This window comes from Fructobacillus sp. CRL 2054, from assembly GCF_028764065.1.
Lineage (GTDB): Bacteria > Bacillota > Bacilli > Lactobacillales > Lactobacillaceae > Fructobacillus.
The window spans coordinates 94,236-106,597 of the sequence record NZ_JACOFN010000003.1 but is presented as its reverse complement, the minus strand read 5'-3'; the positions used below and the strand labels follow the sequence as shown (position 1 = coordinate 106,597).

Below are 12,362 nucleotides of genomic sequence, written 5' to 3'. Positions count from 1 at the left end.
TCTCGGGTGTTTTTTTATTGTGTTTAATAGTCTAAGGTACTCTTTGAATCGCGGTTCTTTTTAGTCTTTGGATCGAAGGCGAGAAGGGAATTCGTAATGGATTGTTCCACTGAAAGTTCCTCTTCTTCTTCAGACATGGCCACGTGTTCATCAACTTCGGCTTCAGAAGCAAGTGATGCAGCCTGTTCTAATTGACTCTGGCTGTTTTCTGTTGAGTCCGGGGCGACGGAGTTAACGCTAGTGCTTAAGGCTTCATCCGTTGAAAGCTCTGTTTCTTCGTCGATGAAGTGTGATTCGGAAGCGGGCTTAATCGTACCGGTTTCTTCGATTTGTTCTTGAACGGATTCCGTCTTGGCATCCATCAAATCGAAGAAGCGGTCGCGAAGGGTAACCTGTTCGGATGAAGTGAGTGAGTTAATCTTATGTTCGTTATCCACCATGATGGTGATGGTAACGGAGTTTTTACGGTTAACAACCTGGAAGTAACCTTCAGAGATTGCTTGGTTTTGCATTTCAACCTGTTGCGCTAGAAAACCGGTTTCCAGTGAAAAGTCAGCCTGACGGTTTAGTGACAAACGGTCAGCCACCACTGGACCGGTTAACACCCACTGCTGTTCGGATTCACCCTGGTAGGCAATTTCAAGCTGACCAAAAGAGGCGTTATCGAAGAATTCTGATAATTCAGCGATTGATTCCAGTGGGAATTGACGAGCCAATTCCTTACCAGCCCAGTAAGTGATGTTGGCGTAATCATCAGTTAATAAGTTTTGCAATAAAGCGTCTCGCAAAAGAAGGGATGCGAAGGCGTTTTCTGTCCGGTTAGAACCGATTCTTTTATTGGCTTTAGCGTTTGGCATTAGGCAAAATCCTTTCTTCTAACCATTATAACAAAAGGAAAGCAAAACGACGCAGTCTCTCTTGCTTTTTTTCACGAATCTACCATAATAGGAGTTATGAAGAAATCGATGAATGCAATTGGAATGATGGATTCCGGTATTGGTGGTTTGACTGTTTTGAAGGCGGTTAAGGCCCTTTTATCAAAGGAATCAATTGTCTTTGTTGGAGACAATGCGAGAAACCCATATGGGCCACGTCGGCCCGAAGAAGTGGTGCAATTTGCAAGACAAATTGCGCATTTTTTGATTGAAAAATACGATATCAAAGTCTTTGTCATTGCCTGTAACACAGCCACGGCCTGTGCTTTACCCGTTTTGCAAAAGGAACTCAATATTCCAGTTATTGGGGTCATTGATTCGGGGGCTAAAGCGGCCGTTAAGACCAGTCAAACGGGTCGAATTGGTCTGATTGCGACGGAAGGAACTGTGAAGTCTGCTAAGTATCAGGATGAGATTCATTCTCTAAAACCTGGGGCTAAGGTCTTCGCTCAGGCCGAGCCCGACTTTGTTCAATTGGTTGAAAAGAATACCTATCAGACGACTGCGGCTGAAGAAGAAGTGGCTGAACACTTGCAGGACTTTGGAGCTGATAAGATTGATACCTTGATTTTGGGCTGTACCCACTTTCCATTGCTGACTAAGTCCATTCAAAAGGCGGTCGGTTCCGGCGTAAAACTGGTTGATGCCGGTGCGGCAACGGCGGTTGATTTAGCAAAAAGTTTAAAGAGTATGGACTTGTTGGACACAGAGTCAGCAGCTGCTGCAAGTTATGAACTCTATACGACTGGTCCAGTTGATGCTTTTGAAGTCATTGCTACCGACTGGCTTGGTCAAGGTGATTGGCATTTCGCTCACTTGCCAGTTGAAGAATTAGAACAAAAATGATGATTGAGGGACTGTCATGGCACGATTGATTATTGCAAGTAAGAACGCGCATAAGGTGGAAGAAATCGAAGCAGCTTTGAAAAAGGCTAAGATTAATTTAGAGGTTTTGTCCTTAGCTGATTTACCAGAGCTGCCCGATGTTTTGGAAGATGGTCAGACTTTTTTGGAAAACGCAACGAAGAAGGCGGAAGCGATTGCGGCTGTTTATCCAGACGACTATGTTTTGGCTGATGATTCGGGCTTAGTGATTCCAGCTTTGAATGGTGAACCTGGTGTTTATTCAGCCCGTTACGCTGGTGATCATGATGATGTAGCCAACAATAAGAAGGTGCTCGAAAAGATGGCTGGCCTTCAAGCGATTGACCGGGAGGCCTTCTTTACCACGGTGATGGTGGTGGCTGGCAAGAATCGTCCAAACTTGGAAGCGGCTGGTCGGGTTGACGGCTTCATTACCGAGGATTGGAACGGGAACGAGACATTCGGATACGATCCCATTTTCTACTATGCACCCGCGGAAATGACTTTCGCGGAAATGACGATGGATGAAAAAAACGCTGTTTCCCATCGCGGCCGCGCCTTGAAAGAAATGATTGCAAAATTGCCAACATGGTTGGCCAAATAAGTCGGGTAACCGACTTTTTTAGTTGATAAAAGTCAGCTCGGCTGGCGGGCAAAAGTAGCGATAATTAGGTTATAATAGGACTAATGACTGACGAAAACCCACAATTTAACGCCTGGTACGAGGGGCAAAACGAGACGGATGAACTCTTGAAGAACGCTTCGGCTAATCAGGAGGAGCAGGAGAGCGAACTTTCACTGCGTCCAAAGAAGCTGTCGGAATACATTGGCCAACGGGCTTTGAAAGAGGAACTGTCTGTTTACTTGCAGGCGGCTAAGATGCGTGAAGAAGCACTGGACCACGTTCTACTCTTTGGCCCTCCAGGTTTAGGTAAAACCACCTTGGCGATGATTATTGCCAACGAGTTGGGCGTCCACTTGAAGACGGCTTCGGGTCCGGCCATTGAAAAGGGTGGCGACTTGGTTGCCCTTTTGAACGGACTGGAACCAGGAGACGTTCTCTTCATCGATGAAATTCATCGTTTACCAATGAACGTGGAAGAAATGCTCTACTCGGCCATGGAAGATTACTACATCGACATCATGGTCGGGCAGGGGCCAACGGCCCGGGCCGTCCATTTCCCATTACCACCCTTTACTTTGGTGGGGGCGACAACTCGTCCCGGGATGCTGTCAAAGCCTTTACGTGATCGTTTTGGAATCATTAACTCTTTGGCCTACTACGAGCCTGAAGATTTGGCGGAGATTGTGAAACGTACGGCGGCGATTTTTGAAGCACCGATTACTAAAGAAGGTGCTTTGGCCGTTGCCCTGCGTTCCCGTGGGACACCGCGAATTGCCAACCGCTTGTTAAAGCGGGTGCGCGACTTTGCCCAGGTTGCTGGTAAAACAGCGATTGAACCAGAACTGGTCGACATGGCCTTGGATAAGCTGCGTGTTGATCAAAAGGGTTTGGATGAAACCGACCATAAATTGTTGCTGTTGATGATTGATTTGTACAATGGCGGACCGGTTGGTCTGGCAACGATTGCAGCCAACATTGGTGAAGAGCAGGACACCATTGAATCGATGGTGGAACCTTACTTGCTACAAATTGGTTTCTTGAAGCGAACACCACGTGGTCGTGTTGTTACCGAAGCGGCGTACGAACATCTCGGACGACCATATCCTGACAAGTAAAAGAGATAAAGAATAAAAAGGGGGGCCTTCCATGACGGAAGCACCACATTACCAACTATCTGATTTTGACTATGATTTACCTGAAGAATTAATTGCGCAAACGCCTTTGAAGGACCGTTCGTCATCCCGTTTGCTGGTTTTGAACGCGGTGACTGGTGCTTATGAGGATAAGCATTTTTACGATATTATCGACTATTTGAACCCGGGCGATGCGCTGGTGATGAATAACTCACGTGTCTTACCAGCCCGTTTGCACGGTATTCGTCCAACAACTGGTGGCCATGCCGAAGTGCTTTTGCTACGCCAGGACCACGACGACGTTTGGGAAGTCTTGGTAAAGCCAGCTAAGAAGTCACCGGTTGGTTCAACGATTGTCTTTGGGGATGACCCAGAGAACCCAGTGATGACTGGTACCATTGTTAAGGAATTGGAGCACGGTGGCCGTTACATTAAATTTAGCTACCAGGGTATCTTCATGGAACGCTTGGAAGAGCTAGGTGAAATGCCACTTCCTCCATACATCAAGGAAAAGCTTGATGATCAGGAACGTTACCAGACCGTTTATTCAAAGGTGGATGGTTCAGCAGCTGCCCCAACGGCTGGCTTGCACTGGACGCCAGAACTTTTGCAAAAAGTCGCCGACAAGGGTGTTGAATTGGTGGAATTGACTTTGCACGTCGGACTAGGAACCTTCCGTCCGGTGGACGAAGAAAACATCGAAGACCACAAGATGCACTCCGAGTTCTACCAGTTGTCGGAAGAAGCTGCTGAAAAGTTGAACAAGGTGCGCGCAAACGGTGGTCGCGTCGTAGCGACTGGAACAACTTCTATTCGTACTTTGGAAACGATTGGAAGCAAGTTCCATGGTGAGTTAAAAGCCGATTCTGGTTGGACCGATATCTTCATCAAGCCTGGCTACGACTGGCAGGTTGTCGATGCCTTCATCACGAACTTCCACTTGCCAAAGTCGACTCTTGTGATGCTGGTTGCCGCCTTTACTGGCCGTGACAATATCTTGAACGCCTACAAGCACGCGGTGGCGGACAAGTACCGTTTCTTCTCCTTTGGGGATGCGATGTTTGTACACAAATAATGGTTACAAAAGCAGCCTTGGATGGCTGCTTTTTTGCTTATTCTGGTCCAGACCGTCAGTGTCGGGACCATGTTATAATAGATTCTATGAAAAAATACGAAAGCAAAAATGCAAAAGAAACCCAGGCTTTGGCAGAACAGATTGCCAACTTGGCTAAGCCTGGTCTAGTTATCACTTTGAACGGTGACCTTGGGGCTGGTAAGACGACTTTTACGAAAGGCTTTGCCCAAGCTTTAGGCGTGGAAGACCGTGTGAAGAGTCCAACCTTTAATATCTTGAATACCTACGAATCAGGGCGAATTCCTTTGTACCACTTTGATGCTTACCGTTTGGAAGAGTCTGGTGCGGCGGATCAGGGATTTGAAGATTACTTGGGAACCGATGGAGTCACTTTGATTGAGTGGCCACAGTTTATGGCGGACTTACTACCAAACGATCGCTTAGTGATGACCTTTGAGCGAACGGGGGAGTCAGAGTCGGACCGTGTGATTACTATCAAGGGACTTGGTTATGCTGAAAGCATTGAAGAGGGGCTATCATGATGGCCGAAAATCGGGGCGATGACGAAGTGACTTTGACCTATAGTTTAAAGGGGATGGACCTGTCCAATGCTCAGGCCGCTCAAGATTTGTTGGCCGTTTTGAAGAAGGAGTCCGATACCTTTTTATTGGCCGATGAACTCGCCCGCCAGCAGTCCCGGTCCTTTGATGAAGATGATTTGGACCCTGAAGATGATTTACCAGCGAAGTCTTGGTTGATTTGGGCGGAAGCTGAGTCGGCAGATGATTCTGCCGATAATCCTGCTGTTTCTTATCCAGTTGGGATTGGATCCATTTCAGCTGGTGAAGTTGGGATTGCTGTTTTAAAAGATTATCAGAATCAGGGACTAGGCCGACTGACAATCGAAGCCATGATCGACTGGGCCGAACAAGTTGGCTACGACCGTTTATGGCTGGATGTTGATGTAACGAATGCGCCAGCTCGTCATCTTTATGATGTTTTAGGTTTTGATATTCAACCTGGCGGTGAGCAGCAGGTCAAGTTACCAAACGGCCGAGTTGCCGAATTGGAGCGAAGGGAGTTGAGTTTAGCATGAATTTTGTAGCAATTGACTTTGAAACGGCCTCTGGCCAACGGCATTCTGCCGTTTCGCTAGCCCTCGTTGTTGTTCGCGATGATAAAATTGTCGACCAGTTTTATAGCTTGTTGAAGCCAGACACTCATTTTTCTGCTCGTAATTCGCAGATTCATGGTATTTACGAAAAGGATGTTGTGGACGCGCCAAACTTCAAAGAGATTTGGCCAACGATTGCGCCCTTCTTTACAGAAGAGAAACTGGTCGTTGCCCACAATGCGACTTTTGATGTTTCGGTTTTGAAAGCTTGTCTGGATTACTACGACTTGCCCGATGCGCACTTCCAAGTACTGGATACACTCCGTACTTCGCGTAAATTGATGCCGGATTTGCCAAATCATAAGTTGAATACGGTATCGGCTTCCTTAGATATCTCACTGAAGAACCACCACAACGCCTTGGCCGACGCGGTGGCCTGTGCTGAAATCTTGATTCGTCAGGGTCAACTTTTTGGAACAGAGCCGTTGAAACAAGCGGTCAGGTATAAGTGATTGATTATTTGATAAGTTAGCGAAAAAAAGTGGTACCAACATTTGTTGATACCACTCTTTTTATTTTCTTTTTTGAGCCGTAATGACTATGGTTGCCATCCAAGGGCCACCCCACCAACCGTTGTAACCAGTTTTCGATAATTGTACATTGTTATACTGCTTTGCCTCCGTTAACGTTACTTGATATTCACGGTCATGGCTGAAATCAATAATTAATAGTTGGCCATTTGGCTTTAAAACGCGAGTCGCTTCTTTTAAAGCAGCTGCTCTTTCATGTTTTGATTTGAGGTTATGGATGGCTAAACTAGCTGTTACAATATCAAAACTATTATCGGCAAAGGGAAGGTCAAGCATGTTTGCTGTCGCAACATTTGCCACTTTTTCGTATCCCAGTTTTGAAATGTTCGATTTAGTTTCTTCGATTGAATTATTTGATTGATCACCGTTTCGCCAGATATCGATTCCTGTTGCTTGGCCAGGAAATTCCAAATATTGGGCAGCTTCAATTAGGACAATGCCATGTCCAGTTCCTAAATCTAAAATTTTATCCGTGTTTTGGATTTTTAGCTGTTGCACAGCATTCTTGATGATTTTATACTTTCCAAAGTAGCTTGTGTGAAAGTATGTGATAGCTGAAAAGAATAAAATGATTGTAAAAATCCATAGAACAGTGTGACCAGTTCGAAGTGCTTGTAAAAAGAGTAGAACAGTCACAAAAGACATTCCGAACAGTGCATATGGTGCATCGATACCTTTTTTCATTTTGATTCTCCCTAATGAATGGTTTATTTAATATACCATACACGAAGAAATGTCCAATATTTTACATTGTTTAATTTCCTACATAAAAAAGCCTCGTAGTTATAACTGCGAGGCTTTTTATTTACATCTCAATATCCAATTCCAATGGGGCGTGATCCTGACGTGCGCCAGTGTCGACGACGTGGATGTCTTGGACCTTATCGGCGATGCGGTTTGAGACCAAGTAGTAATCAATTCTCCAGCCGGAGTTGTTGATTTTTGATGTCTTGGAACGCTGCGCCCACCAAGAATAGATATCTGGTTGGTCAGGATACATGGCACGGAGGGTGTCGGTGTAGCCAGCGTCCAAAAGCTTGGTGAAGTGTTCACGTTCTTCATCCGTGAAACCAGCGGAATGGTGGTTTTGCTTAGGGTGCTTCAAATCGATTTCTTCGTGGGCGACGTTGAAATCACCGGAGAAGATAACGGGCTTCTTTTCGTTTAAGCCATCGATGTACTTCCGGTAAGCGTCATCCCAAAGTTGACGATCGTCCAAACGGGCGAGTTCGCCACCGGCGTTGGGTGTATAGACAGTTGATACGTAAAAGTCTTCAAATTCGGCCGTTACGATACGTCCTTCTTGATCCATTTCACCGGGTGCGCCGATGGTTGGAAAGTCAACCTTTAGTGGTTCGTTCTTGGTAATCAACATGGTACCAGCGTAAGACTTACGAGCTGATGATGAGTTGGCGTAAAAGTGGTAGTCGGGGAAGAGACCTTCCAGGGCTTCCTTTTGCTTCTTGGTCATCCCATCGACTTTTAACTTTGTTTCTTGAATGGCCACAACGTCGGGTTGCTTTTCAGCAATCCCTTCGAGTACGCCCCAGGTCATGAGGCCACGGTCGGATTTGTGCTCGACGGCTGCGTTGATGGAATCGATGTTCCAGGAAATCAGTTTCATTTGAGTGCGCTTCCTTTGTGATTATTCTTCTTGTTCTTCATCAAGCCCGTCAGCGGTGATTGGTGTATCCGCTAGTTTTTTCATAAAGGCGGGGATGGCTTCGGCAATCTTTGATGGCAGAGTCACGTAGGCCGTCTTGCTGAGTTCATCAGCAATGGCCGAATGGCAGTAAACAGCGGCCAGAACGGCCGCGCCAAGGGGATGGAATTGCGCGGCGAAGCCGGCAATCATACCGGCTAGGGTATCGCCCATACCGCCTGTTGCCTGATAAGGGCCGCCGACAGTGAGTTGATAAAGTTCATGTTCCAAGTATACCTGGGTGGCATCTGATTTCAAAACTAAGATTGGTTCCTGATTAAAGTTTACGAGGGCTTCCCAGTTGTTGTCCTCACGCTTTTGGTTGGCAATGGCGATATTAGATAAACGCTGCCATTCCATCTGGTGGGGAGTGAATACAATTTTGGCATTTGGTAAGGAGAGATTATTTTCGGCAATCATTGTGATGGCAGATCCGTCAATAATGAGCACTTGGTTTTCTTGGATTGTTTGCAGACATTCTTTTAGAATATCGATTTCATCACCCAGACCGGAACCGATGAGAACAACGTCGGACTTTTGAATGTAGTCTTCGAGATGTTCGTGGTAGTCGACAACCATGGCTTCGGGTAGGCGGGAGTGAATGGCCGTCTTATTGGAAATGTCGGTTGCAACCGTCACTAAGCCGGCACCCGATTGGACGGCGGCCTGTGTGTTCATAATGGCTGCGCCACCAAGGTTAGCGTTGCCTCCAATAATGAGTACACGACCGTATGTTCCTTTATAACTGTTTGCCTGCCTTGGTTGAATAACATTGGCAGCAATTGTCCGTGAAAGTTCAATCATAAAATTTCTCCTCCTATGCAACATTTTAACGCTCACTTGTGTATAATTAAAATCAAATCATTAGAATATTATGAAAAAGCCCTGAGCGACTTTTCAGATGACATGAGGAGGTTTCCATGATCAATTGGCAAGAGAAAGCAAAGGAAGAAGAGGCGGCTTATTTAGCCGACCTAGCTGATTATTTAGCAATTCCTTCTGTTCGTGACGATAGTAAGGCAACGAAGGACGCCCCATTGGGCCCTGGACCACGTGATGCATTGGTTCACGTTTTGTCCTTAGCAGAACGTGATGGTTTCAAGACTAAGAACATTGAAAACATTGTTGGTTACATTGAGATTGGACCAGAAGACAGTGACGAATACGTTGCCCTCTTGGCCCACGCCGATGTCATGCCAGCCGGTGAAGGTTGGGATACGGATCCATTTACGGCAGTGATTGAAGATGGTAAGGTGATTGCCCGTGGTGCATCTGACGATAAGGGACCTGGTTTGGCTGCCTACTACGCCTTCAAGATGATTCGTGACATGAACTTGCCATTGAAGCGCCGTGTTCGTTTGATCTTTGGTACCGATGAAGAAAACGACTGGACTGGAATGACGCGCTACTTCGAAGTTGAACCAGCGCCAGCCTTTGGGTTCTCACCAGATGCTGAATACCCAATCATCAACGGTGAAAAGGGAAACATGCAGGTTAACGTGACGGCCGCTGGTACAAACGGCGATAAGGCTCAGTTGTTGAACTTTGAGTCTGGCTTGCGTACAAACATGGTGCCAGGTGTTGCTCGTGCAACGGTTGGCGGTTTGACTTTTGACCAAGTCGATGACGACTTCAAGGCCTTCTTAGCAGCACATCCTCAAGTACATGGAAAAGTCACTTTGGATGGCGACGAAGTCCAACTTGAATTGATTGGAAAGCAAGTCCACGGTTCATTACCAGAAACTGGTGAAAACGCTGGAACTTACTTGGCTCATTTCTTGGAAAAGTATGAATTCGGTGGATCGGCCGCTGGATTCTTGGCTTACTTGGGTACTTGGTCACACGATGACCCAACTGGTCGTCAACTAGGCGTTGCCTTTGAAGACGAAGTAATGGGTGCCTTGTCAATGAACGTTGGAATCATTCGTTTCAACGAAGAAGAGGGTGCTTTCATTAACTATAACTTCCGTTATCCAAAGGGTATTTCACCAGACTTCATTCGTGGACAATTGGCAAACGCTGTTTCATCTTGGCCACACGAAGCCAAGATTGGCGGACATTCTCAGGTACCTCACTACGTTGCACCTGATGATCCAGTTGTTCGTACGCTTTTGAACATTTACCATGATCAAACTGGTTTGCCAGCCTACGATCAAGTTATTGGTGGTGGAACGTACGGTCGTTTGATGGACCGTGGGGTTGCCTTCGGTGCTTTGTTCCCAGACTCACCAGAAACGATGCACCAAGTCAACGAATTTGCCTTGGTTGACGATTTGGTTCGCTCAATGGGAATTTATGGTCAAGCCATTTACGAATTGGCCAACTTGCCTGAATAATTAACGGTAATAAAAAAATGCTGTGCAGATTCTGCACAGCATTTTTATTTTTTTAAATTAATCTTCCACTAGGTCGCTTTCGATTGCAGCTTGTTCTTGCTTCTGCTTATCGCGGAAAACATAAAACTTTGCTAAGTAGTAGTTTGGAATCAGTAGCATGGCGTTACGAGCGATATTAACGTAAAAGTCGTTGAAAGACATTAGGTTAACACCAATCCACATGATGACTAATCCCAGCCAGAAAGTGAGACCACGAGAGGAGTAGTACTTGATAATCTCAGGGACAACCTGCCAACCGGAAACTTTTGATTCAAAAACCCATTGTCGGTTAGTTACGTATGCGAAGAGTACCGCAATTCCCCAGGCCAGTGTGTATGCGATTGAATAGTTAGCGACTTTGGAAATGAAACCATAGGCCCACATGTTCACCAAAAAAGTACCAAATCCTAAGACAAGGTAGCGAATGATGCGGTCATATTTTTTTAGTAATTGTTTAACCATGGCTTCTTCCCTCTAAACCGTGTTATTGCAATATATAATAGCAAAGATTAACAAAATGAACATTAAAAATTTTCAAATTAGAAATAAGTCGTGATTTTCTAGGAAATCGGGCCTAGAAACCTTGTGATAATCGTCTATTTAGTCTAAAATTAGTAGGAAGAAATAACTTGGAGGATTTACTATGTCTAAATGGACAGCAGCTGCGGATGCAAACCGCGGAACATTAGAATTTTCAATCGCACAAGCGGATGTACAAAAGGGCTTGAAGGCCGCTTTTGAAAAGAACAAGGACAAGATTGCCGTTCCTGGTTTCCGTAAGGGTAAGGTACCTATGTCACTATTCTTGCAAAAGTTTGGTGAAGAAGCATTGTACCAAGACGTAATGGACTTTGTTTTGCCAGCCGCTTACCAAGCTGCTGTTGCAGAAGCAGGTATTACGGTTGTTGGACAACCTGACATCGCTCCAGTTTCAATGGAAAAGGGTGCTGACTGGGAAATGAAGGCTGAAGTTGCCGTTGCCCCAGAAATCAAGTTGGGTGACTACACTGGTTTGACTGTTGAAAAGCAAGATGCCACTGTTTCAGATGCAGACGTTGATGCTGAAATCAAGCGTATGCAAGAAAACCAAGCTGAATTGGTTTTGCAACCTGAAGGTACAAAGGCTGAAAACGGCGATACTGTCGTAATCGACTTTGACGGTTCAATTGATGGTGACCACTTCGAAGGTGGACAATCAAAGGACTACTCACTTGAATTGGGTTCAGGTTCATTCATCCCTGGCTTCGAAGACCAATTGGTTGGCCACGTTGCCGGTGACGATGTTGATGTGAAGGTAACCTTCCCAGAAGATTACCAAGCTAAGGATTTGGCTGGTAAGGAAGCTTTGTTTGAAGTAAAGCTTCACGAAATCAAGCGCAAGTCATTGCCAGACTTGGACGACGAATTTGCTAAGGATGTTGACGAAGACGTTGACACTCTTGACGAATTGAAGGCCAAGACTAAGAAGAACTTGGAAGAAGCTCGTGAAGAAGCAGCCAAGGATGCCTTCGAAGACGCAGCCGTTGAAGCTGCTGTAAAGAACGCTGAAGTTGTTGGTGGCGACATTCCACAAGAAATGATCGATGAAGACGTTAACCGTCAAATGCAACAATACCTCGGTCAATTGCAACAACAAGGTATCTCACCACAAATGTTCTTCCAAATCTCTGGTCAAACAGAAGATTCATTAAAGAAGCAATTTGCTGAAGGTGCCGACAACCGTGTTAAGACTAACTTGGTATTGGAAGCCATCGTTAAGGCTGAAGATGTACAACCATCAGACGAAGAAGTTGCTGCCGAAGTGAAGGATTTGGCTTCACAGTACAACATCTCTGAAGAACAAGTTAAGCAATCATTGTCAGACGCTTTGTTGAAGCATGACATCGCCATGAAGGCAGCGGTTGATAAGATCGTTTCTTCTGCTAAGGCAAAGTAAACGTGATTAAAAG

Annotated in this window: 14 protein-coding genes; 9 read left to right on the top strand and 5 right to left on the bottom strand. The window is 45.7% G+C overall.

All coding sequences use genetic code 11. The annotated features are described in order from the left end of the window. Window positions 1–23 precede the first annotated feature (23 nt). The gene (locus H7198_RS02255; RefSeq protein WP_274458192.1) at window positions 24–857 is read right to left on the bottom strand and encodes a YslB family protein; all 834 of its coding nucleotides are present in this window, start codon (window positions 855–857) and stop codon (window positions 24–26) included. Between the two features lie 96 nt (window positions 858–953). On the opposite strand from H7198_RS02255, the gene murI reads away from it, so the two are divergent. From murI to H7198_RS02220, 7 genes are all read left to right on the top strand, one after another. Beyond that, window positions 954–1,781 carry a glutamate racemase gene (gene murI / locus H7198_RS02250; RefSeq protein WP_274458191.1) on the top strand — a complete coding sequence of 276 codons (828 nt, stop codon included), beginning with the start codon at window positions 954–956 and terminating at the stop codon, window positions 1,779–1,781. Window positions 1,782–1,797: 16 nt separating this feature from the next. Continuing rightward, on the top strand, window positions 1,798–2,403 hold the full coding sequence (locus H7198_RS02245; protein WP_274458190.1) for an XTP/dITP diphosphatase: 606 nt from the start codon (window positions 1,798–1,800) through the stop codon (window positions 2,401–2,403). A gap of 83 nt (window positions 2,404–2,486) precedes the next feature. Then, entirely contained in the window at window positions 2,487–3,539 is a 1,053-nt protein-coding gene (ruvB, locus tag H7198_RS02240) for a Holliday junction branch migration DNA helicase RuvB (protein WP_274458189.1), read from the top strand. Between the two features lie 31 nt (window positions 3,540–3,570). After that, the gene (gene queA / locus H7198_RS02235) at window positions 3,571–4,632 is read left to right on the top strand and encodes a tRNA preQ1(34) S-adenosylmethionine ribosyltransferase-isomerase QueA (protein WP_274458188.1); all 1,062 of its coding nucleotides are present in this window, start codon (window positions 3,571–3,573) and stop codon (window positions 4,630–4,632) included. A gap of 86 nt (window positions 4,633–4,718) precedes the next feature. Beyond that, window positions 4,719–5,174, top strand: coding sequence for a tRNA (adenosine(37)-N6)-threonylcarbamoyltransferase complex ATPase subunit type 1 TsaE (gene tsaE / locus H7198_RS02230; protein WP_274458187.1), 456 nt, complete (start codon window positions 4,719–4,721; stop codon window positions 5,172–5,174). Next, the gene (locus H7198_RS02225) at window positions 5,174–5,728 is read left to right on the top strand and encodes a GNAT family N-acetyltransferase (protein WP_274458186.1); all 555 of its coding nucleotides are present in this window, start codon (window positions 5,174–5,176) and stop codon (window positions 5,726–5,728) included. The genes tsaE and H7198_RS02225 overlap by 1 nt, the downstream gene beginning before the upstream one ends. Then, window positions 5,725–6,258, top strand: coding sequence for a 3'-5' exonuclease (locus H7198_RS02220; RefSeq protein WP_274458185.1), 534 nt, complete (start codon window positions 5,725–5,727; stop codon window positions 6,256–6,258). The genes H7198_RS02225 and H7198_RS02220 overlap by 4 nt, the downstream gene beginning before the upstream one ends. Before the next feature lie 60 nt (window positions 6,259–6,318). Here H7198_RS02220 and H7198_RS02215 read toward each other — a convergent pair whose 3' ends face one another. From H7198_RS02215 to H7198_RS02205, 3 genes are all read right to left on the bottom strand, one after another. After that, window positions 6,319–7,020 (bottom strand): class I SAM-dependent methyltransferase, encoded by a 702-nt coding sequence (locus H7198_RS02215; protein ID WP_274458184.1) that lies wholly within the window; start codon window positions 7,018–7,020, stop codon window positions 6,319–6,321. A 121-nt stretch (window positions 7,021–7,141) separates the two neighbouring features. Then, window positions 7,142–7,960, bottom strand: a complete 819-nt coding sequence (locus H7198_RS02210) for an exodeoxyribonuclease III (RefSeq protein WP_274458183.1) — start codon at window positions 7,958–7,960, stop codon at window positions 7,142–7,144. A 21-nt stretch (window positions 7,961–7,981) separates the two neighbouring features. Continuing rightward, the gene (locus tag H7198_RS02205) at window positions 7,982–8,842 is read right to left on the bottom strand and encodes an NAD(P)H-hydrate dehydratase (protein WP_274458182.1); all 861 of its coding nucleotides are present in this window, start codon (window positions 8,840–8,842) and stop codon (window positions 7,982–7,984) included. 116 nt (window positions 8,843–8,958) lie between these two features. Here H7198_RS02205 and pepV point away from each other — a divergent pair, with 116 nt between their 5' ends. After that, the gene (gene pepV, locus H7198_RS02200; RefSeq protein ID WP_274458181.1) at window positions 8,959–10,374 is read left to right on the top strand and encodes a dipeptidase PepV; all 1,416 of its coding nucleotides are present in this window, start codon (window positions 8,959–8,961) and stop codon (window positions 10,372–10,374) included. Between the two features lie 57 nt (window positions 10,375–10,431). Here the strand turns inward: pepV and H7198_RS02195 are convergent, their stop codons facing one another. After that, a complete protein-coding gene (locus H7198_RS02195; RefSeq protein ID WP_274458180.1) occupies window positions 10,432–10,875 on the bottom strand; it encodes a GtrA family protein in 444 nt (147 codons plus the stop codon). 181 nt (window positions 10,876–11,056) lie between these two features. Here H7198_RS02195 and tig point away from each other — a divergent pair, with 181 nt between their 5' ends. Beyond that, window positions 11,057–12,349 carry a trigger factor gene (tig, locus tag H7198_RS02190; protein WP_091502050.1) on the top strand — a complete coding sequence of 431 codons (1,293 nt, stop codon included), beginning with the start codon at window positions 11,057–11,059 and terminating at the stop codon, window positions 12,347–12,349. Window positions 12,350–12,362: the final 13 nt, after the last annotated feature.